General features: G+C 38.1%; 16 protein-coding genes. 15 read left to right on the forward strand and 1 reads right to left on the reverse strand.

Annotation, left to right across the window (positions count from 1 at the left end; all coding sequences use genetic code 11):
• Window positions 1–115: 115 nt before the first annotated feature.
• From QA584_RS05730 to QA584_RS05755, 6 genes are all read left to right on the forward strand, one after another.
• Window positions 116–1,039, forward strand: a complete 924-nt coding sequence (locus tag QA584_RS05730; RefSeq protein WP_278273550.1) for an ABC transporter permease — start codon at window positions 116–118, stop codon at window positions 1,037–1,039.
• A 10-nt stretch (window positions 1,040–1,049) separates the two neighbouring features.
• Window positions 1,050–1,973: a carbohydrate ABC transporter permease gene (locus tag QA584_RS05735; RefSeq protein WP_278273551.1), complete on the forward strand. Its 924-nt coding sequence runs from the start codon at window positions 1,050–1,052 to the stop codon at window positions 1,971–1,973.
• A gap of 188 nt (window positions 1,974–2,161) precedes the next feature.
• A complete protein-coding gene (locus QA584_RS05740; protein ID WP_278273552.1) occupies window positions 2,162–3,832 on the forward strand; it encodes an extracellular solute-binding protein in 1,671 nt (556 codons plus the stop codon).
• A 214-nt stretch (window positions 3,833–4,046) separates the two neighbouring features.
• Window positions 4,047–6,047 carry an AraC family transcriptional regulator gene (locus tag QA584_RS05745; RefSeq protein WP_278273553.1) on the forward strand — a complete coding sequence of 667 codons (2,001 nt, stop codon included), beginning with the start codon at window positions 4,047–4,049 and terminating at the stop codon, window positions 6,045–6,047.
• Window positions 6,048–6,238: 191 nt separating this feature from the next.
• A complete protein-coding gene (locus tag QA584_RS05750) occupies window positions 6,239–7,954 on the forward strand; it encodes an alpha-L-fucosidase (RefSeq protein ID WP_278273554.1) in 1,716 nt (571 codons plus the stop codon).
• A gap of 27 nt (window positions 7,955–7,981) precedes the next feature.
• Window positions 7,982–10,015 carry a beta-galactosidase gene (locus QA584_RS05755; protein WP_278275115.1) on the forward strand — a complete coding sequence of 678 codons (2,034 nt, stop codon included), beginning with the start codon at window positions 7,982–7,984 and terminating at the stop codon, window positions 10,013–10,015.
• Between the two features lie 141 nt (window positions 10,016–10,156).
• Here QA584_RS05755 and QA584_RS05760 read toward each other — a convergent pair whose 3' ends face one another.
• Window positions 10,157–11,038 (reverse strand): aldose 1-epimerase family protein, encoded by an 882-nt coding sequence (locus tag QA584_RS05760; RefSeq protein WP_278273555.1) that lies wholly within the window; start codon window positions 11,036–11,038, stop codon window positions 10,157–10,159.
• Between the two features lie 286 nt (window positions 11,039–11,324).
• Here QA584_RS05760 and QA584_RS05765 point away from each other — a divergent pair, with 286 nt between their 5' ends.
• From QA584_RS05765 to QA584_RS05805, 9 genes are all read left to right on the forward strand, one after another.
• Complete coding sequence (locus QA584_RS05765) at window positions 11,325–12,179, forward strand: class II fructose-bisphosphate aldolase (protein WP_278273556.1); 855 nt, start codon at window positions 11,325–11,327, stop codon at window positions 12,177–12,179.
• A gap of 352 nt (window positions 12,180–12,531) precedes the next feature.
• The gene (locus tag QA584_RS05770; protein WP_331487848.1) at window positions 12,532–13,614 is read left to right on the forward strand and encodes a LacI family DNA-binding transcriptional regulator; all 1,083 of its coding nucleotides are present in this window, start codon (window positions 12,532–12,534) and stop codon (window positions 13,612–13,614) included.
• A gap of 314 nt (window positions 13,615–13,928) precedes the next feature.
• The gene (xylB, locus tag QA584_RS05775; RefSeq protein ID WP_278273557.1) at window positions 13,929–15,440 is read left to right on the forward strand and encodes a xylulokinase; all 1,512 of its coding nucleotides are present in this window, start codon (window positions 13,929–13,931) and stop codon (window positions 15,438–15,440) included.
• Between the two features lie 5 nt (window positions 15,441–15,445).
• Window positions 15,446–16,495 (forward strand): galactitol-1-phosphate 5-dehydrogenase, encoded by a 1,050-nt coding sequence (locus QA584_RS05780; RefSeq protein ID WP_278273558.1) that lies wholly within the window; start codon window positions 15,446–15,448, stop codon window positions 16,493–16,495.
• Between the two features lie 57 nt (window positions 16,496–16,552).
• Window positions 16,553–17,488, forward strand: a complete 936-nt coding sequence (gene pfkB / locus QA584_RS05785) for a 1-phosphofructokinase (protein ID WP_278273559.1) — start codon at window positions 16,553–16,555, stop codon at window positions 17,486–17,488.
• Between the two features lie 144 nt (window positions 17,489–17,632).
• Window positions 17,633–18,646 (forward strand): aldo/keto reductase, encoded by a 1,014-nt coding sequence (locus QA584_RS05790; RefSeq protein ID WP_278273560.1) that lies wholly within the window; start codon window positions 17,633–17,635, stop codon window positions 18,644–18,646.
• 279 nt (window positions 18,647–18,925) lie between these two features.
• Window positions 18,926–20,551, forward strand: a complete 1,626-nt coding sequence (locus QA584_RS05795; RefSeq protein WP_278273561.1) for a response regulator transcription factor — start codon at window positions 18,926–18,928, stop codon at window positions 20,549–20,551.
• Window positions 20,548–22,359 carry a sensor histidine kinase gene (locus tag QA584_RS05800; protein ID WP_278273562.1) on the forward strand — a complete coding sequence of 604 codons (1,812 nt, stop codon included), beginning with the start codon at window positions 20,548–20,550 and terminating at the stop codon, window positions 22,357–22,359. Before QA584_RS05795 ends, QA584_RS05800 begins: the two co-directional genes overlap by 4 nt.
• Window positions 22,346–23,329, forward strand: a complete 984-nt coding sequence (locus QA584_RS05805) for a substrate-binding domain-containing protein (protein WP_331487849.1) — start codon at window positions 22,346–22,348, stop codon at window positions 23,327–23,329. Before QA584_RS05800 ends, QA584_RS05805 begins: the two co-directional genes overlap by 14 nt.
• Window positions 23,330–23,664 lie beyond the last annotated feature (335 nt).

A 23,664-nucleotide genomic window follows, 5' to 3' on the forward strand; every position in this document is an offset into this window, starting at 1 on the left:
TCTTTTTTGCAGGCAAAGCAGAAATAGCCTCTTTTTTATTAGCTGAAAGTTGTTTATATTGTTACTAGCAAGAGAGTGCAGGAACAGATTTTAATCGATATGGAGGAGATGTACTATGAACCAGTTCAGTGGTTTAAAGAGAAGTTATCAAAAGAATAAAAGGTATAAACAATTATATCTTTTAGCCCTGATTCCCTTTCTCTTTGTGTTGATTTTTAATTATATACCTATGTCCGGTATTCTTTTGGCATTTAAGGATTACAGCATAAGAAAAGGTATAATGGGAAGCCCTTGGGCAGGACTTAAATATTTCAGACAGCTCTTTAGTATACCGATCTTTCCGACCATACTAAAAAATACCATTGTCTTAAGTCTGGAAAGTATGCTTTTTAGTTTTCCGTTTCCTATCATACTGGCCTTGGCATTTAATGAAATACGCAATGCAAAATTGAAAAAAGTATTTCAGACTATTACATTTGCTCCGTATTTTATTTCGACCGTAGTAATAGTCAGCATTATTTTTCAGATGTTTTCTTACCGGTATGGTGTTATTAATTCATTTGTTAATGCCTTAGGATTTGAATCAGTTAATTTTACAGGACTTTCAGGCTTTTTTAAACCATCCTACATTATATCAGGTATATGGCAGGGAGCAGGTTACAGTTCCATCCTCTATATCGCAGCGTTGGCCAGTGTGGATTTATCACTGTATGAAGCGGCGGCAATTGACGGTGCCAGCCGGTTTCAGAAAGTACTCCATGTTGATTTACCTTGTATTACACCAACGATTGTAATCACCTTGATTCTGAGTGCAGGAAATATTCTAAGTATTGGCTTTGAGAAAGTATATTTATTACAAAATCCGGCCAATTATAATGTTTCAGAAATTATTGCCACTTATGTTTATAAAACAGGTATCGAACAGGCACAGTTCAGTTTTTCAACTGCAGTAGGTTTATTTAATGCCGTAGTTAACTGTATTATGTTGTTAATAGTGAATATGATAGCAAATAAAGTCAGTGAAACAAGTCTGTTTTAGGGGGCATTTTATGAAGGATAAAAATATAAAAATTAAAAAGAACCGCATTAAAATATCTAAGGGAGATCGCGTATATCTGGGGCTGGTGTATTTGTTCCTGGCTGCATTTTTAGTCTGTATACTTTATCCATTGATTTATGTGGTAAGCTGTTCTTTTTCCAGTCCGGAAGCTCTGATACAGGGACGTGTATTCTTCTTTCCGGTTGATCCGGGGTTACAGGGCTACGAAGCTGTTTTTCACAATTCCAGAGTATGGAGAGGATATCTGAATACATTTATTTACACCGGTGTAGGGACCTTGATTGGTTCTTCGGTAACATTAATTGCAGCTTATGTTTTATCAAGAAAAGAATTTCCGATGCGTAAATTCCTTACTACCTTTTTTATGATTACCATGTTTATCGGAGGCGGTACCATACCCATGTATCTTTGGCTAAAAGACCTGCATATGCGTAATACTATCTGGGCAATCGTCCTGCCGGGAGCAGTGAGTATATGGTTGGTTATAGTAGGGAAGACCTTTATCCAATCTACTATTCCAGAAGAATTATTCGAGGCAACCAGTTTAGACGGAGGCAGTTATACGCAGTTTTTTACAAAGGTTGTGCTTCCGTTGTCGAAACCAATTATTGCTGTTATGGCTTTAAATTTCGCATTGGGTCTTTGGAATTCTTATTATAGTGCCTTAATTTATTTAAGTGATGCTTCAAAATATCCACTGCAGATTGTACTTAGGGATATTCTGATTCAAAATACAGTGGATCTGACAAGTATGGTAGGCACGGATATTAATTCCCAGCTTCATCAGCAGTATCTTTCAGAATTATTAAAGTATTCCCTGATTATTGTATCCAGTCTGCCATTGTTAATCGTATACCCGTTTCTTCAGAAATATTTTATTAAGGGTACGATGATAGGGTCGGTTAAGGGCTAGTAAATATTGGGGTGGCCACAAACGGGTGGCGGTTAATATTAGGGGAAGTGAATTATGGAAAAGATAATTCACGAAAAGGTTTATGCCTATTAGGAATGGTATAAACAAATTATTGTGGTAACAGCAGTATTATACTGTTACATAGACCGGTCTAAATATAGTAATCTTAAATTTCAGGAGGAGAAGGTATGAGAATTAAAAAAGCAGTGGCTGTAATAATATCAGCAGTGATGGTTTTTTCACTTAGCGCATGTGGAAATTCCAATAAGACCTCAGATAACAGCAATACGGCAGTATCAAATCCAAAAACAGAAACACAACAAGCAGCAGATGTAAGTTTTCCACTAAAGGAGCCTGTAAAATTAACGGTATTTATGGCTCAGAACAGTGATGTTTGTGATATCAAAGATAATGTTGTTTTTCAGGAATTGCAAAAAGCTACGAATATTGAATTTGAATTAATTACGGCTCCGGGTCAGGATGCTCCGGAAAAATTAAATCTGTTATTAGCCAGTGGTGAATATCCGGATGTAATAATGGGACCTTCCCTGACTGCCCAGGATCTGGAGAAATATGGAGTTAAAGAACACATATTAACACCAGTAAATGACTTAATTGACAAATATTGTCCAAACATTAAGCAAAGATTAGAAGAAAACCCTAACTGGAAGAAAGATATGACCAGTTCAGATGGTAATATCTATGGAATTCCTTCGGTAGATTCTGGTGGTGTAGGTCATGTTAACAGCCCGATGAAATATTGGATCAACCAGGAATGGCTGGATAATTTAGGACTCCCTATGCCAACAACAACGGAAGAATTTAAAAAGGTACTCACCGCATTTAAGAACAATGATCCAAATGGAAATGGTATTGCAGATGAAATACCACTTACAGGATGTATTAATTCCTGGAATGCAGAACCTTATTTATTCTTATTAAATGCTTTTGGATATTTTGACACAAATTATTATTATCTGAAAGATGGAAAGATTAATTCCATACTGGATCAGGACTATGTCAGAGAAGGGTTACGGTATATGAATGATTTATACAACAACGGTTTAATCGATCCGGCTGCCTTCACCCAGGACAATTCTCAGTTAAGTGCTATCGGCAATAATCCTGATACAGAAATTTTAGGAGTTTCAGGGGCTGGTCATGTTGGGATGCTTTTTGATATTAATAATATAGAGCGTTATCAGAAGTATGCAATGATGCTTCCGTTACAAGGACCAGAAGGATATCAGGCAATACCTTATGCAAAATCTATCTCTGTAGGCGGATCTAATTTCACCATAACCGATGCCTGCAAATATCCGGAAGTTGCAATACAGATAGCGGATCTTTTTAGTTCTGCTGAATGGGCTGTAAAAGGGCAGATTGGTATTCAAGGCAAGGAGTGGGATACTGCAGATGAAGGTACAAAGGGTATGGATGGCGTAACTCCCGCTAAATATAAATTCCTGACTTACCAGACACCAGCACAGGTAGTTGATGCATGGTGGTGGACTTATAGGGGTATGGAACCGGATTGGAAGGTTCTTGTAGAGACCCAGGGGGATATTATGGATCCTGCCAATTTTGAATCCAGGCTTTATGTAGAAACTATGAAATTAAAACCTTATGCAGCTGATGTTGATACAATACCGACATTGCTATATTCCGGTGATGATAGTGCAAGCTTTACGCAATATAAAACAGCAGTCGGAGACTATGCAAAAATTGCAATCGTAGAATTCATAACAGGAAAGCGTAATCTGGATAAAGATTGGGATAGTTATATTGCAGATCTCAACAATGCCGGTTATGGTAAAATGATTGAATTAATTCAGAAGACTTATGATGCTAAGAAATAACGCCATAATATCAAGCTTGTAAATATATCATATTTATATGATGATGATGAAAAATGTAATAAAACTGTAAAAATATGGATAACAAGCCGCAATTCATGGTACTGCCATGGATTGCGGCATGCTGTCTACTTAGAGATCATAGTCTTTGACACTTTTTATGTAAACTTCAAGTAATTATATTATTCGAAATGGCATAATGTTAGGGGTGACGTTAATGAAATTAAAATTCCATTTTACTAATATAAGAAATCATACTGTTTTTATTAAGTTTTTAGGAAATATGTTCCTGATATTAATTATTCCATTTCTGATTCTATTAATCATGTATTCCGGTCTAAATTCAAAAATTAAAGATCAGACGTATGAACGCAATCTTGGGGTTTTGGAAAGCAGCGTTCAGAAGATAGAGCTACTTTTTGACAATATGGATCAGATATCCTTTTATCTTAATGATAACATTAATATTATTAATTATTATAATGTAGATAGCGTTTCTATGAAAAACAAAACGACGGATATGATAAAAGCACAAAAAGACCTGGCGGCTATGAAAGTTGGGAACAATGATATATTAAATATTCAATTATACTCTGAGATGAGTGATACACTGATTGATTATTTTACGAATGCATTATATGCTGACCGTTATTATGGAAGCAGTTTTTCACTGGAAGGTCTGAACTATGAGCAGTTTAAAAATAAGTATCTTAAACAGAAGTCTAATATAACTTACCACTATGAAGAAATGAATACGAACGGTATGACGAATGAAGTACTGGTTTATGACCGTTATCATGCCGGTGTAAATATCGGGAAAGGTAATAACAGGATTATTTTTTATATTAGCAAGGATAGAATGCTGCAGTTTTTTACACCACTGGAATATCAAAAGGATGGGTTTATCTGTATGCTGGATGAAAACGGACAAGTACTTTTAAGTAATAATCCGGGTGATTACTGTTTGAATCAGATAGACAGCAAGGCATTTGATACAGACAGCGGGTATACAAATCTAGTTATTGACGGCAGAAAAATGTTTGTGACTTATTACCGCAGCAAGGTCAGAAACTGGTTATGTCTGGAGGCTATACCCGCTTCTAGGGTACTTACAGTTACAAATGGGTTTCGGGCACTTATGCTTTGCCTTTTGCTTCTGGCAGCAATAGTTGGAACTTTGCTTGTTTTATTAATGGCAAGGAAACTCTCAAAGCCGATAATTGAAGCAAGTGATATTCTTGGACATCAGGATAAAAAAGTCCATATGGAGGATTTTGTAGAAGAAATAAAAAAACTGGTAGAACATAATACGGATTTAATGGAAAAAATGCAGCAACAGATTTCAATCATGCGAACGGAAGCTATTTATAAACTCTTGACAGGTAAATGCAGCAATGAAGCGGCAATCCTTGAAGTTTTAGATAAAATTGGTATCAAAAAGAGTGCAGCTCATTATGTCATCCTTTTGGTGACCTGCAACGATATCAATGTGGATGCCCAGCTTGAGGATATTAGTGCTCAAAAAGTATATCTTGATAATATAATCAGACAGCAGGATTTCAATGAAATACAAGATATTTATCATATTGATTTTGAGAGGATGGTTGTATTTTTAGCATCGGAGGATACCTCGGCAAAGTATGTCAGAGAGAGAGCAGAGAGTCTTGTTCAAAACGTCATGGAAGTCATTGAAAAAAATATTTTTTACAGTATTTCTGTAGGAGGCGATATTGTGGACGATGCATTAAAACTGCCGAAAGCTTTTATGCATGCCCAACGGGCTTTAAATATTCCGCAGAATGTTTTTGGAATCCGTAAAGTTCAATGGTACGCCAGAGCGAAGCAATATATGGATATGGAAATCCATGAGCTGAGTATCCAGGATGACGATTATATATCATTGCAGAATTTGGTAATGATTGAAAAGGTTAAGGAATATATCAAGGAGAATTACAGAGATCCTCAAATGTCTTTAACTTCAGTCGGAGAGGAATTCTGTATTACAGAAGTGTATCTGTCCAAATTGTTTAAAAAGGCTACAGGCGAGAACTTCTCTAAATATATAGAAGGCATGAGAATGAAATATGCAAAAGAATTAATGGATCAAAATAATAAAGTGGCGGATGTAGCAGATATGGCCGGATATAATTCTCCTCAGGTATTCCGCAGGGCATGGAAGCGCTATTATGGAGGAACGCCCTCTGAAAATATACGATAGAAGTGTTAAAATATGATAATTATAAGGCTTGATAATAATATGTCGCCTACTAATTTTCCTGATTTTTTTCAGCTTTGATGACACTTTGGACGGTATGATACAGGAAGTATGTTGAGTTTTATAACTTAATAATTAAATAGAGTTGCAGAAATAGTTTAAATAAAAAATTTCATTTGAAAAAAGGAGTTAGTATGGAACAAGAAGATAAGAAAATATGGTGGCAGGAAAGCAGATTCGGTATGTTTATTCACATAGGTATCTATAGTCTGAAAGAAAAAGGCGAATGGGTCATGTATGTTGAACAGATTCCGGTAAAGGAATATGAAGAGCTGGCTAAGGAATATAACCCGGAATTATTTGATGCGGAAGAATATGTTAAACTTGCTAAAGAAACGGGTATGAAATATATAGTCGTAACCGCGAAACATCACGATGGCTTTTCCATGTTTAAAACATCTGTCAGTCCTTACAATATTGTAGACAGCACGCCCTTTGGCAGAGATATTATAGCTGAACTTGCAAAGGCATGTGAAAAATATGAGGTGCGGTTATGCATTTACTATTCACACGTTCGTGAATGGCATCATCCCCATGCACAGAGCTTGGAGATGCATTCTCCGTACAGATATGGAAATTACGGGAATTTTTGGGATTATCCGGATGAAAATAAAAAGAATTTACAGATTTATATTGATGAATTTGATAAGCCGCAGCTTAAGGAATTGCTGACCCAGTACGGTCCTATAGGTATAATCTGGTTTGACACCCCCTCCCTTATCCGGCCTGATCAGGCACAGGAATTAATTGAATTAATTAAAGAACTCCAGCCTGATTGTTTAGTGAATAGCAGGGTAGGTGACAATACAGATACAGATTATTATAGTCTGGGTGATTGCGAGGTACCTGATTTTAATACCGGAATAGATTTTGAAACACCCATGACGATTTGTAATGACTGGGGCTATAATAATAAGCCTGATAACCATTACCGTGATGTAAAGGAACTCTTACATAACCTGATTGATATCGTCAGTTTGGGAGGAAATTATCTGTTGAATGTAGGACCTGATCCCAAAGGGCTAATACCAGAGGAAGCCCAGATCAGGTTAAAGGCAATTGGAGAATGGATGAAAGTTAATAAGGAATCGGTCTATGCCACCAAGGCATCCCCTTTTCCGGCTAAGCCCTCCTGGGGAAGAATTACAAGTAAAGACGATATTCTTTATCTCCATGTATACCATTGGAATAAGGAAATAACTCTGACGGGTATAAAAAGTAAAGTAAAAAAAATAACTTTACTGGCCGATCCAGAAAGAGAAATCTCCTGGATACAAAAACCATGCGGATCACTTGGATATGAGAGATTAACAATTCTTTTATCAGGTATTGCACCGGATTTAAATGCCACAGTAATAAAAGTACAGTTTGAGGATAGGATGCAGTTGGAAAAAAGAATCATAGAGGATGATTCCGGCTGTATAGAACTTCCAGTTTGTCTTGCAGATATACAATCTTCTGACGGTAAACCGGAGGCAGCGGTTACTATTACAGGAGTTGTAAGAAACTGGTTTTCAGAAAAAGATTCATTTCACTGGGAATTCCTGTGCGAGCATCCGGGAGAGTATGAGGCTGAAGTCGCCATAAGTACAGGTTTTCACGGAATCTGGGACTTTGGGCATCAGGCAGTTTTACAATTTGATTCCCAGGAGAATATATTCAGAATAGAGGATACCGGAATACCTACTGCCGGATACCAAAAGAGAACGTTTCAGGCGGGCCGGATACAAATCAAAACGGCAGGGCTGCAGCGTATAACAGTAAAAGCATTAAACCTCTCACGTAAAAACGGGCAGGGCTTTCAAATGTCAGCCGTTAATTTAAAACCAATTAGTAAGAACAATTTATAAAATAAGAAGGGTAATGAAAATATGAATATGATGAGCATGAAAAAGATACCATACGGTGGTGACTATAATCCGGAGCAGTGGGCTCCAGAGGTCTGGGATGAAGATATGCGTTTACTGAAACTGGCGGGTATTGATATTGTAACACTCAACGTGTTTAACTGGGCAAGCCTGCAAAGAGATGAAGAGACCTATGACTTTTCAAAGCTTGATCAAATTATCGAGAAAGTTACAAAGGCAGACCTGAATATCTGTATGGGTACCTCAACCGCTGCGCATCCGGCATGGATGGCAAAAAAATATCCGGATATACTTCGGACGGAGTGGAATGGTATGAAAAGAAAGTTTGGCGGCAGACATAATTCCTGTCCAAACAGTCCAACTTTCCAAAAATATTCGGTGCTGTTAACAGAGAAACTTGCGCAACGTTATAAGGGGCAGAAGAATATAGTTGCATGGCACGTAAATAATGAGTACGGCGGTAAATGTTTCTGTGAAACCTGTGAAAAAGCTTTCAGGGTATGGCTGCAAAGAAAGTATAAAACCCTGGAAACCCTGAATCACGAATGGAATACAGCGTTTTGGGGGCATACGTTCTATGAGTGGGATGAGATCGTAATTCCCAATGCCCTGAGTGAAGAATTTGCCGAAAACAGGACTATGTTCCAGGGGATATCGCTTGATTACGCAAGGTTTAGCAGCGACTCCTTATTAGAAAATTACAAAGCGGAATACGAAGTGATTAAAAAGTATATACCAGAGGCAGTAATTACTACAAACCTGATGGGTACCTATAAGCCCCTTGATTACCAGAAGTGGGGGGAATACATGGACTTTATTTCTTATGATAATTATCCCGGAAATGAAGAGACACCAGCCTATATTGCAATGAAACATGATCTGATGAGAAGCCTGAAACAGGGTAAACCCTTTGCATTAATGGAACAGACTCCAAGCGTATCGAACTGGCTTCCCAATAACAGTCTGAAACGTCCGGGGGTATTACGGTTATGGAGTTATCAGGCAGTTGCACACGGAGCGGATACGGTGATGTATTTTCAGATGAGAAGAAGCCTTGGAGCTTGTGAAAAATACCATGGAGCTGTCATTGATCACGTAGGAAATGAGAATACCAGGGTTTTCCGTGAAGTAAGGGAACTAGGAGAGGAACTGGTACAGCTTGGGGACTGTGTAACTGGAAGCCGGTATCAGGCGGAAGCAGCAATTATTTTTGATTGGGATAACTGGTGGGCAGTAGAATATTCGGCAGGTCCCAACCAGAATCTGAAATATCTGGAGGAGTTTTTTAACTATTATGAAGCCTTCCATAAGAATCATGTGCCGGTGGATTTGATATCCTGTAAGGATGATTTTAAAAAGTATAAGGTTATTGCAGCTCCGCTTTTATATCTGATAAAGCCAGGAGTGGCACAGGCACTGGAAGAATTTGTACAATCCGGAGGGACATTAATCTCAACCTTTTTCAGCGGATATGTAAATGAAAATGATTATGTGACCCCAGGCGGATATCCTGGTGAATTAAGAAAGCTCTTAGGCATATGGGTTGAAGAAATCGATTCCTTACCAGTTAATAAATTTAATCATTTTGTATATAAAGGGAAAGAATATCCTGCAGGTATGCTGTGTGATTTACTGCATCTTGAAAAAGCAAGAAGTTTAGCCGAGTATGGAGAAGATTTTTATCAGGGCATGCCAGTACTGACCTGCAATGAATTCGGAATGGGTAAGGCTTATTATGTAGCTGCCAGGTCAGACGCGGATTTTTATAAACGTTTTATTCTCGATCTCTGCTTGGAAACAGACATCAAACCTTTGATAGAAATCGATGATAATACCGTTTCAGAAGGTGTTGAAGTAACGGTGAGAGAGAAGGAAGGTACCAGATTATGGTTCTTATTAAACCATAATAGCATGCCGGTGCAGGTAAAAACTCCGGTGGATGGAATAAATCTTCTTACAGGAAATGAACATAAAAAGACTGAGATACTTACTATGAAAGAGTACGCCGTTGAAATAATTGCAGAGTCCTCTCGTAAGAATTAAGTGCTGAAAATAACATTTGTGAAGACGAAAATAACATTGTGAATAGTTTGTACTATTCATATGGAACCTGTCCTGAAGCTGTATTTTTATAACAAGTTTCAGGACAGGAATTTTTAGGGGTTACTTAGAAGTGAAAAGACATTAAAGTACGGTTAGATCAAAGGAAAGTTCCTCTGACTGGTTCGGAGGAAGAATCTTAACCCCTCTTTTTTCCTCAAATACATCGGATTCATCATTACAGGTAGAGATACCTGTCCAAGGTTCCATTGCAACAAAAGGTCCGTCATTGGAGCTTGACCACAGAATGAAATAATCAAAGTCAGCAAAATCTATCCGGATTCCCTTTTTAGTAGCCGGATTGGTAAGTTTAGCAGAACGTGATTTTAACTGGTCAAATATTAAGGCGTCAACGCTGAAATAACTGTGTTTCAGTAAAAGAGTAGTTTCATTATTAAGAACACTCAGACGGTTATCGACATTAACAAGACCCGTTGCAGGTATCGATTCCGGACATAAGGCTGTTTCAGGCTGTTCAAATTCAATTACATAATCTTCGAAGGTTTCGCCTTTTTGAAGAGGACAGTTAAAACCTGGATGTCCTCCAATAAAATATGGCATTGGGATTGAATTTTTGTTAATTACCTTATAGGAGGTTGTAATTGTCTTTTCCTTAAGCAGGTAAGTAATTTGTAATTCAAAGTCATAAGGGAATCTGGCTTTGAACTCTTCCTTGGAGCTTATGGAAAAAGTAATGGAATCCGAAGACTGACCTACATATGTAAATTCCGACTTCCTTACCAGTCCGTGTCGTTCCATGGTACAACTAAGCCCTTCGCCGATTTGGGCTTTCTTATCTCTTAAGCTTCCGCAGATTGGGAACATGACCGGTGCCTGACCTGACCAGTAAGCAGGATCTCCCTGCCATAAATATTCAATTCCTTCTAAATCCTGAATCGAAACGATTCCGCCACCCATAGAATCAAACTTAACGGTTACCTTGTTATTACTTAATTGATATTGCATAACTGCCTCCATTCATAGTAAAAGCTGGTATTTGGGAACCTTAGTCTGTCAATTCCCATAATAAGGTCATATAACATGGTGTACTTGTAAACTGTGATAATACACAAAATTTCTCAATAACAGGTATTAAAAAATCCATTTAAACCTAATCATATAAACAAGTTTTTGAAAAGTCAATAGAAAAATCTATTATGAAAGTAGAAAATTATCAAGTTGACATTGACCATATCTGTGATATAATAAATTTGAAAACAGAAACGTTTCGGTTTATAAGGAGGATAAGATTATGGCACTTGTTACATCAGAAAAAATGCTTTTAGACGCCAGAGAAGGCGGATATGCAGTAGGAGCATTTAATGTTGAAAATATGGAGATGGTAAAGGCAGTCCTTGCAGCCGCAGAGGAACTTCATGCACCGGTAATGCTTCAGACCACTCCTTCTACAGTTAAGTATGGCTCACTTGAAACTTTTGCAGCTATCGTAACCGCAGAAGCAAAGAAAGCCTCTGTACCGGTGGCACTTCATCTGGATCATGGAAGCAGCTTTGATCTTGCGGTAAGAGCCATAAAAGAGGGCTATACATCAATTATGATTGACGGTTCCCATGAATCATTTGAGGCTAATATTGAGGTAAGCAAAAAAGTAGTTGAAGCTGCCAGACCAAACGGTATCCCGGTAGAGGCAGAACTTGGCAAGGTAGGCGGTAAAGAAGATGATCTGGAAGCAGAAGCAGATACCAATACCGATCCACTCGAAGCAAAAGAATTTGTAGAAAGAACCGGAATCACTTCTCTTGCAGTTGCGATCGGAACAGCACATGGTTTCTATAGTGGTACACCGGTACTTGATAAAGAAAGACTTTCAGAAATCAGAAAAGTTGTATCTATCCCTTTAGTACTGCATGGTGCCTCAGGATTAAGTGATGAAGACGTAAAAGACTGTGTAAAAAGAGGAATCTGTAAAGTGAATTTTGCAACAGAACTGCGGGTTGCCTATACGGACGGAATTAAGGAAGTACTTAAAGAAAAGCCTGATACCTTTGATCCTAAAACCTTAGGAAAAGCAGGTATGGAAAAAGTGAAAGAGTTGGTAAAAGGCCGCATTTTAGTTTGCGGAAGTGATAATAAGGTGATAAAATAATTAATATTATCTATATTTGATTTGAGAGTCAAAAGCCTAATTTAGGTTGTAAAATGAATAACCCGGTATATATATTCATTTTGTCTACCTTACCTTCCTGCGGCATGTCCTTTGTAGAGCCTCATAGATGCAAAAAGCATCGCACTGCTCAGCTTTTTGCTGAGTCTCTAGTCGGACATAAACAGCCTTGTCAGCCGGTCTACGTCAAAATGAATATATATACCGGGTTATTCATTAATTAATTTTTTTGAAGCTTTTGACTCTCAAATCATATTTGAAAGTATTCATAATTAAAATTATTTATAGACACATTCTTATTTGAGGCATTATTCAAGGTCACCTGGGATATGCAATGGCTGTAAATTATGAATCGTTGAAATTATATAATAGATATTATTTTATTAAAAAGGCAGGTAGTATAGCATTGGTAGCTACGATTAAAGATATAGCAAAATACACGGGACTTGGACTCGCAACGATTTCCTCTTATTTAAACGGAGGAAACGTCAGGGAAGAAAACCGGAAAAAGATTGAAGCGGCAATAAAAGAATTGAATTTTGAGGTAAACGAAGTAGCAAGGGGATTAAAGACGAACCAGACAAAGACCATAGGAGTTGTGATCCCGGAATTGAATATTAATTTTTGTACCGAAATCATAACGGCTATGGAGGATGTTTTAAGAAATCATGGTTACGCCACCATTGTCTGTGACTGTAGAACAGATAAAGAGCTGGAGAAAAATGCAGTAGATTTCCTATTTCGGAAAAGAGTTGACGGGATTATTAATATGCCGGTGAATTCTGACGGCTCCCATTTAAGCTGCTTTCGAAAAGCCGGTAAACCAATTGTTTTAATTGACCGTAAAATCAATGGAATTGACTGTGATTATGTTTTAGTCGATAATCTTACCGCAGCTAAAAATGCCATACAAAAGCTGATAGACCAAGGACATACCAGAATCGGCATGGTTGGCGGACCTGAGGATGTATTTACAGCTCAGGAAAGAATGCTTGGCTATAAACTGGCTCTGATGGAAGCAGGTATTGTTCCGGAGGAAAGGCTGATCGAGCATGGTGACTATACGATTAATGGTGGTGTCCGGTGTCTGGAAAAACTGGTTAAGAATAATAAAGACATGACGGCAGTATTTGTCTCTAATCATGAAATGACCATGGGCGTAGTGATTGGCATCAATGAACTGGGAGTCAAAATACCGGAGGAGCTTTCTGTCATCGGTTTTGACTGTACAGAATTTGCAAGGGCTTGTAAACCAAGACTGACCATAGTAACCCAGCCCAAAGAAGAAATCGGTAAAAATGTAGCAGAGTTGATTCTTAAAAGAATTGAAGAAAATAAGAGTGAACAGGAAATAGAATATAAAATGCTGAAACTCCAGACCGATATTATGGAAGGGAACTCAGTAAAAAGAGTTTAGCTTCAGTAATAAAAGAAAACAATATAAAGAAAATAGTAGTATAAAGTAAGAGATTAATAAAAAGTAAGATAATAGAACGAAGATACGATGGAACAAGGTTAGACAATGTAAAAAAGAAAGACAAAGAGATAAGATTAGAAATATAACAGCATAATACATGCATAGAAATAAAATAATTTTAATAGTTTAGATTCTTTTGTAACTTGTCGAAACGTTACGGAATTGAAAGTATATTTTGCAAGGATATCTTTATAAGTCAGCCGTAATTCGTTCAATATACCAAAAAACCGCAAAATTGCGATTGGAGGGTAAAGGTGAAAAAATACTTATTAGGAATTGATATTGGAACCAGCGCATGTAAAATTGCTGTATTTAACCGGGAGGGTGAGGTAATCTCCAGCGGCAATGGAGAGTATCCGGTTTATTATAAAGAGCCCGGATATGTAGAACAAAACCCGGATGAATGGTGGGAAGCAATTTCCCAAACCATAAAGGCTGTAATCCAAAAAGCAGGAATTGAAAAAGAAGAGATTGCCGGTATCGGAGTGGACGGACAAAGCTGGGCCGCCATAGCAATTGATGAGGGCGGAAAAGTCTTAACTAATACGCCGATATGGATGGACACAAGGTCCGATGCCATATGCAATCGGCTGAATAAGGAGCTGGGAGAGGATCCGATTTTTAGTCTGGCAGGTAATTCCTTAAAACCCGCTTATACGACTGCTAAAATATTGTGGTATAAAGAGAATCTGCCGGAGGTTTATGGAAAAATCTATAAGATACTTCAGTCTAACAGTTTTATCGTTTACCGGCTGACTGGAGTATTAAGTCAGGATAAATCCCAGGGTTATGGTCTGCATTGTTTTGATATGCATACCGGAGCCTGGAATGAAGAGATGTGTAACCGTCTTTCCATCCCTATAAATTTTCTTCCTGAAATCTATGACTGTCATCAGGTAGTAGGACAGGTAACAAAAGAAGCAGCAAAGCTTTGCGGACTGGCAGAAGGAACTCCTGTAGTAGCTGGTGGTCTGGATGCGGCCTGCGGGACTCTTGGTGCAGGAGTCATACATGCAGGTGAAACCCAGGAGCAGGGTGGTCAGGCAGGCGGTATGAGTATCTGTCTGGATGAATACAGTGCCGATAAGAGTCTGATTTTAAGCTTTCATGTAGTGCCGGGGTTGTGGCTGCTCCAGGGTGGAACCACCGGAGGCGGCGGAGTAATGAGATGGCTTGAGAGAGAATTTGCCGATTATGAAAGAGAAGAAGGCAAACGTATCGGCAAATCTTCTCTGGCACTTCTTGATGAAGCGGCAGGAAAAGTAAATCCTGGCAGTGACGGTGTGGTCTTTTTACCTTATATGGCAGGCGAACGTTCACCTATATGGGATGTGAAAGCCAAAGGTGTATTTTATGGTTTGGATTTTAGCAAGACCAAAGGACATTTTATAAGAGCCGCCTTGGAAGGAGTAGCCTTTTCCTTAAGGCACAATCTGGATGTGGCAGCAGAAGCCGGAGCCGCTGTGGGTGAATTAAGAGCCATGGGAGGCGCAGCTAATTCTAAGTTATGGACACAGATTAAATCAGATATTACGGGAAAACCCATTGCAGTACCCTCTTCCGATACAGCAACCACCTTAGGAGCTGTTATTTTAGCAGGGGTTGGTGTGGGAATGTACCGGGATTTTGAAGAAGCAGTAGAAATGACGGTGAAGGTAAGAAGATATCATCAGCCAAATATGGATAATCACGCAGTATATGAGGAGAATTACAAAACTTATTTGGAACTGTACAAAAATTTGAAAACTACCATGAAGGAGAGGTAAGAAAAATGAAAGCAGCAGTAGTCGTTGCAAACGAAGATGTACAATATTTGGATTATGAAGAACCGGCAGTTACTCCCGGCACGGTTAAGGTAAAAGTGAAAGCTTCCGGTATCTGTGGTTCTGATATCCCAAGAGTATTGCATAATGGAGTTCATTTTTACCCTATCGTATTAGGTCATGAATTTTCCGGCGAAGTAGTTGAAATCGGGGAAGGCGTTACGAAGGTCAAAGTCGGAGACAGAGTATCCGGAGCCCCCTTAGTTCCCTGTATGACCTGTGAGGACTGTCAGAACGGTAATTATTCCCTTTGCAAGCATTACAGCTTTATTGGTTCCAGGGAACAGGGCAGCAATGCAGATTACGTTGTCATTCCGGAGCGAAATGCAGTAGTATTTGATAAAAGTGTATCCTTTGAACAGGGAGCAATGTTTGAACCTTCTACCGTAGCTCTCCACGGATTGCTGCAGAATGATTATCAGGGAGGAAAAACTGTTGCTATTTTAGGCGGCGGAACAATTGGTCTCTTTACCATGCAGTGGGCTAAAATCTTTGGTTCTAAAAAAGTAGTTGTATTTGATATTAATAATGACCGTCTTGCACTTGCCAAACGCTTAGGTGCAGATGACACCATTAATACTACCGAAGAGGGTTTCCTGGAAAAAGCTATGGAATATACGGACGGGAAAGGTTTTGACTATGTTTTTGAAACTGCAGGAGCTGCGCCGACTATGTATATGGCTTTTGAACTGGCAGCCAATAAAGCACATGTATGCTTTATCGGTACCCCCCATGTAACCTTGGAATTTTCTCAGAAGTTGTGGGAAAACATGAACCGTAAGGAATTTAAGCTGACCGGTTCCTGGATGTCCTACAGTGCTCCTTTCCCGGGCAAGGAGTGGGAATTGACAGCCCACTATTATGCTACCGGAGAGTTAAAATTTGATCAGGATTTAATCTTTAAGAAATTTCCGATGAGTAAAGCACAAGAGGCTTTTCAGTTATTTAAAGTGCCGGGTGCGGTTAACGGAAAAATCCTGTTGGTAAATGAAGAGTAACAGGAAAGGAAATGGCATTATCCCAGGTCAACTTAGGATATGCTATGGGTGTAAATTATGATTTTAACAGTTACCTTAAATGCAGCAATAGATAAACGGTATGTTGTTGAGGACTTAAAGCCCGGCAATGTATGCAGGGTTAAAGAATGTACCTATTCCGCAGGAGGTAAAGGTCTTAATGTCTCCAGAGTAGCAGTAATTGCAGGAGAAGAAGTTATGGCAACCGGGTTTGTGGGTGGTCATGCAGGAGATTATATCGTGGAAGCCCTGGACGGACAAAAAATTAAAAGTGACTTTGTCCATATCAGCGGTGAAAGCAGATCCTGTATTAATATTTATGATGAAATCAATCATACCCAGACAGAATTTTTAGAACCAGGGGTATTTGTAACCGATGCAAATGCAGAGGAGATGTTAAAGAAATTCCTTGAACTAATCGATTCTGCTGAGGTGGTTGCAATCTCCGGAAGTGTTCCAAAGGGCGTGGATAGTACCTTATACCAGCAGATGATAAAAATTGCCAGAGAACATCATAAAAAAGTCATCCTGGATACCAGCGGAAAATTGCTTAAGGAAGCCCTCCCTTTTAAACCTACCATGATAAAGCCGAATATGGATGAAATCAGGATGCTTACCGGAAGGGAATTAAACAGCAGAGAGGACTTAATACAAGCAGCCCTGGAGCTTCAAAAATCAGGCATTGAAGTAGTAGTAATATCCTGCGGTGCCGATGGGTCCTTCATTGCCTGTGAAGAAGGTGTCTATCAGGCAGTAGTGCCAAAAATCGCAGCAGTTAATACCGTAGGCTGCGGAGACTCCATGATTGCAGGATTTGCAGCAGGTTTCTCAAGAGGTTTATCCATGACGGAAACCATTAAGCTTGCCAGTGCCATTTCTGCGGCTAATGCAATGCGTATGGAAACCGGATTTTTCATGATAAAGGACATGGAAGAACTATTACCGCAGATAAAAGTGGAAAAGCTTAACTATTAAGTAGAAAACTAAACTATTAAGTAAAAAACTAAACTATTAAGTAAAAAACCAAACTACCAAAATGTAAAACATAACAAATAAATAAGGAAAAATTAATTTATTGATTAATTTTACTATAGAATTCAAAAAAAAGGAGAACATAATATGACAGCATTTATTGATCCAAAATCAGTGCCTCAGAGAAAATTATATACAGGTGATTTCATACCTGGCATCGGAATGGGTACCTTTGGTTCCGATCGTTTTACACCGGAACAGGTGTCCGCAGCAGTAGCAGGAGCAATTGAAGCAGGTTACCGTTTGTTTGACTGTGCAGCAGTTTATGAAAATGAAGACCTGATCGGAGAAGTATTCCAGGCAGCCTTTGATAAAGGTACCGTAAAAAGAGAAGAATTATTCATTACTACAAAAGTATGGAATGACATGCATGGAAAGGGAGATGTACTTATTTCCTGCGCAAAGAGCTTAAAGGATTTACATTTAGATTATATTGATCTTTTCTTCGTGCACTGGCCTTTCGCAAACTACCATGCACCGGGCTGTGATGGAGATTCCCGTAATCCGGATTCCAAACCTTTTAATCCGGAGGCATTTATAAAGACCTGGAGACAGTGCGAACGATTAGTGGAAATGGGACTTGTTAAGCATATCGGCATGTCTAATATGACCATACCGAAGTTAGAGGCGGTTCTTCCTTTATGTAAGATTAAACCGGTAGCAATTGAAATGGAATTACATCCGTGCTTTCAGCAGCAGGAATTATTCGATTACTGTATCGCTCATGAAATCCAGCCGATTGGTTTTTGTCCAATTGGTTCCCCTACCAGACCAGACCGTGATAAGACAGCTGAAGATATTGCCGATATTCAGGTTCCTGAGTTGGTGGAGATTGCAAAGGCACATAACGTACATCCAGCTGTTATCTGCTTAAAATGGGCAGTACAAAGAGGACAGATTCCAATTCCTTTCTCCATTCATGAGAATGAATATGTAAGTAATTTAAGATGTACCGTTGAAGACCCCTTAACAGAGGAAGAAATGGCAATCTTAAAAACCATAGACAAAAATAACCGTCTGATCAAAGGACAGGTATTCTTATGGGAAGGTGCAAAGGGCTGGGAAGACCTTTGGGATTTGGATGGTACTATTACCAAATAATCCATAACGGTACGGTTACTATATTTAGCAATAATTGATTGAAAATAAGAGGCTGCTGTAAAATTCTTAAAATAAAAATTTGCTTATTATGCGAATTAAGTGATTCTAAGTTTTACAGCAGTTTTTTTCTTATAAAAAGAAATTCCATCCTATTACATGAAAATGCTCGTTAAGGATGTGAATCTTGGAGAGAGAATGTTACTTGCAGCGCAACCGCTTAGGCGCGAAAGAGTCGGTAAACCGACGCTTTGTTGTACTTAAATTATGGGAGAGAAGGCCATGTATCGGGTATTGTTAGTTGATGATGAGGTGCTGGTAAGAGAAGCAATCAGTGAAAACATCAGATGGAATGAATTGGGGTATGTACTTGCGGGGAATTGTCAGAATGGGAAAGAAGCAATTGAATTTTTAGAGAAGAATCCGGTAGATGTTGTTTTGACAGATATCTGTATGCCATATGTTGATGGTATAGAATTAAGTGAATTCATTTACAACCATTTTAAGAATATAAACATAATTATTTTCAGTGGTTATGATGATTTTGACTATGCAAAAAAAGCAATCAAATATAATGTGGAGGAATATCTTTTAAAGCCGGTAACCGCTTCTGAGTTATCTAAGGTATTAACGGACCTGAAAGAAAAAATAGATAAGAAAAAACAAGAAGCTGCCAGTTATGTTAAATTATACGAAAGTTATAATAAGAACAAGCTCTTGATAAAATCCAAAGTAATTGATGATTTATTAAAGGGAAGCAAAACCAAAGAAGAAAATGAGAAAGGACTCAGGGAGAATAATATTACCCTGGATGCTTTTGAGTATAGAGTAGCAATTGTTTTAATTGATCTGGCTTCCGATAAGAATAAGGAGGATCAGGGAAAACAGTATAGTTCTTTAATGACCTTTGCGGTTTATAACATCTGTGATGAGATTTTGCAGTTAAACCGGTCAGGGCTTGCCTGCCTGGGGAATGATAACAGGGTTTTTATTCTGTTTAAGACGAACACCCCGAAGGCTTTCTCCATGGAAGTGAAACGAATATGTGAAGAAATAAGCAGTAAAATCATGCAGTTTATGCAGCTTGGGGTTACCATCAGTATCGGCGGTAAGGTGAATAAGCAGCAAGACATTCCGAAATCCTATGAAGGGGCGGAATATTCCTTAAAATATCAATATCTCTTTGGCGAGAACAGTATAATCGATATCGAGGACATTAATAAAGAACAGGATTTGAAGGAAGACATTATACTGGAAGTAATGATTGATTCCTTAATCTTAGCCATAAAGCTGAATAATAAAGTTGGAATTGAGGACATATTAAAGCAGATTGAAGCCGCGATAAAAGGTGCATTGCCGGATAAGAACGAAAGTGACTTATACCTCCAGCAAATTATTATTGCAATCTGCAATGCGCTAAAAGCCTCTGAATTAGAGGAAGCAGTGTTATATACACTGAGAAATCAGATTATTGCAGAGGTAGCAGCCGCAAAAACCCTGGGCAAAGTAATGGAAGTGCTTAAAAATTACTGTTACAAAGCTGCCGGTGAAATTGAGATACAAAAAAATATAGGCGGCAAAAAGCAGGCCTTACTGGCTATGGATTTTATAGAAAGAAATTATGCCGATACGGAACTGAACTTAAATACAATCTGCTCTTATCTTAATATCAGTGCCAGCAGATTCAGTACTATTTTTAAGAATACTACCGGCGAGACCTTTATGGAGGTACTCATCCGGATCCGGATGCAAAAGGCAAAGGAATTACTGGAAAACACAGATTTAAAAAACTACGAAATCGCTGAAAAAGTTGGGTTTAGTGATCCCCATTATTTCAGTATAGTTTTTAAGAAAATGACAGGAAAGACTCCATCGGAATATGCAAAGGAGAAGAGGGTTGTACTTTGAAGAAAGAAAGTAAGAAGAATGTAATCTTACATCATTTTAAAAGCATTCGCCTTACCATATTGTTTTCTTTTTCTGCTTTAATTGTTTTTTCACTGCTGATTTTCCTGCTGATTTCCTTAAATTATACAGAAGAAACGGTACTTAAGAATTCTATAAATAATACAACCCAGTTAATCAAGCAGGTTAACGGGGATATTGATTCTTATATCAACTATATGGAGAATATATCTTCCCTGGTAACCAATAATGAAAATGTAAAAAACTATTTGTATGATGAAACCATATCCCAGGAGAAGAAATCTATTTATTATCAGGCAATCCTGGATCAGTTTAATACAATTATGGAGGCAAGGCAGGATATCTGCAATATAGCGGTAATCTCCAACAACGGAAGATATATTATTAATGACGGTACGGATCTGTTAAATGAGAATGTCTATCTGTTTGGACTGGATTGGTATCGGTATGCTTATTTCAATCCGGATAAAACCGCTTTATCCTCCTCCCATGTGCAGAATGTAGTAAAAAATAATTATAAATGGGTGATTACCTTAAGCAAGAGTATTACAAATACAAAAAACAGCACTGCTTCCGGTATTTTCTTTATTGATTTGAATTATAAGGTTATTAGTGATATGTGTGAAAATAACAGTTTGGGTGAGAAGGGTTATGTATTTATTTTAGACCGGGATGGTAATATTATCTATCATCCGAAGCAGCAGTTATTGTATAGCGGACTAACCACCGAACGGGTACAGCAGGTCATGGAGAGCAAATCCAATCATTTTGTTACGGGGGAGCATAACGAAAGTAAACTCTACACTATGTCAACCTCTGAAAAAACAGGCTGGACCATCGTAGGCGTCGTATATGAATCAGAACTGATGAAAAATAAAACCCAGACACAGATTATTTATATTCTGGTGGCTTTTATTTTACTGGCTGCGGCTACCATTATATCAGCTATTATCTCAACCAGGATTACCAAACCGATAAAAACGTTAAAAGACTCCATGAAAGAGGTGGAGAAAGGTCATTTTGACAATGCTAATATCGAAGTCATAACAGAAAATGAGATTGGCAGTCTGAGTAAGTCCTTTAATATTATGACAGCCGAAATTAAGAAATTAATGGAAGAAAATATCTATGAACAGAAACAAAAAAGAAAAAACGAATTAAAAGCCCTGCAGGCCCAGATTAATCCCCATTTTCTCTATAATACGTTAGATTCCATTATCTGGATGGCGGAAGGCAATAAAAATCAGGAAGTCGTATTAATGACCTCCTCCTTAGCGAAACTACTGCGCCAAAGCATCAGCAACGAGAACGAAGTATTGACCATCGAGCAGGAAATTGCATATATTGTAAGTTATTTAACGATACAGAAGATGAGATATAAAGATAAGCTGGAATATGAGATTGATATCGATGATGATATCTACCAAAACGAAATAGTTAAGCTTATTCTCCAGCCCATCGTAGAAAATGCCATCTATCATGGCATCAAGTTTAAGGAAACCATGTGTCTGCTTCGAATACAGGGATATTCTAGGGGCAATGACATAATAATTAAAATTATTGATAATGGGGTAGGCATGTCAGAAGAAACCCTTGCCCATATCTTTGACGAACATAAACATAACAAAAGATCCAATGGAGTTGGTGTATTTAACGTACAGATGAGGCTTTGGCTTTATTACGGAAAGAATTACGGTATTACCTATGAAAGTGTCCTGGGAGAAGGAACCACAGCCACAATTACAATTCCGAAGAAAAAGATACAGGGGGAAAATGGTGAAAAAGTATAAAGTCATAATCCTAATTATATTTTTATCTCTATGTATTTTAGTTCCTTTAGTTTATACCATTATAACAAACAGCCTGAAAACAGAAGAACCGGTGCGTATCATCTATATACCCAAAATTATTGATGATACCAATGAATTCTGGTCTGCTTTAATTGGCGGTGCCGAAATGGCTGCCAAAGAGTTCAGTGTTGATTTAGATATCGTAGCTCCCGACGCAGAAGAAGATTATAAAAGGCAGAATCAGCTGATTGAATGGGCCATAAAACAAAAACCCGATGCAATCGCATTATCTCCAGCAGATTATTCGGAAACCACAGCTATGGCAAAGGAAATCGTTAAGAATAAAATAAAACTGGTCTTTATCGATTCCACCGTTAATGAGAATGTCCAGGATGCCCTGGTAGCAACAGATAATTACCTGGCAGGTGTTAAAATGGGTGAATATATGAAATCTTTTATCAAAGAGGATACTAAAATTGCAATTGTAGGACATGTAAAAACAGCCTCCACAGCAATTGAACGGGAGAAGGGACTCAGATCCGGACTTGGAAAAGACGAAAAAAGAATCATAGAGGTGGTATTCTGCGATTCCGAATTTAGTAAAGCTTATAATCTAACTACAGAATTACTTAAAAAATACCCGGAAGTTAATATGATCGCAGGTCTGAATGAATACTCCTCCGTTGGCGCTGCCCGGGCAATAAAGCGGCTTGGACTTACCGGTAAAGTAAAAGTAATCGGTTTTGACAGTTCCATCGAAGAAATAGAACTATTAGAAGAGGGCGTATTCCAGGGAATCATAATCCAAAAATCCTTTAATATGGGCTATCTTGGCATTGAAGAGGCCGTTAATTTGGTAAAAGGTACAAAAATAGAGAAAAACGTAGATTCCGGTTCTCAGCTAATCACGAAAAATAACATGTACACAGAAGAAAATCAGAAATTGCTCTTTCCATTTCTGGGAGATTAAAATAGCTTCATTCTAATGACTCAAACTCAGTATCAGTAGTAACGAAAAATTATAAACGCTTCAAACTTCACAGTTATTTTTGTATTGGTATACTTGATAAAATCAGCAAGGAAGATAATTAAGAAAGCATTGATTATGCTATGTTTCATAAGCTTAGTATTCTTCGCCTGAATTCACTAATGATTTTTTCATGTGGTAAGACAAGATTAAAAATGCATAACTCCTCACTATGTTCGTCAAACAGTATGCATTTTTAATCTGAACCACCTGAAAAAGTCATAAGTGAATGTTCAGACTCAGAATGAAGCGCTTATGAAACATAGCATAATCATGCT

This window comes from Anaerocolumna sp. AGMB13025, from assembly GCF_029689925.1.
Classification (GTDB): domain Bacteria; phylum Bacillota; class Clostridia; order Lachnospirales; family Lachnospiraceae; genus Anaerocolumna.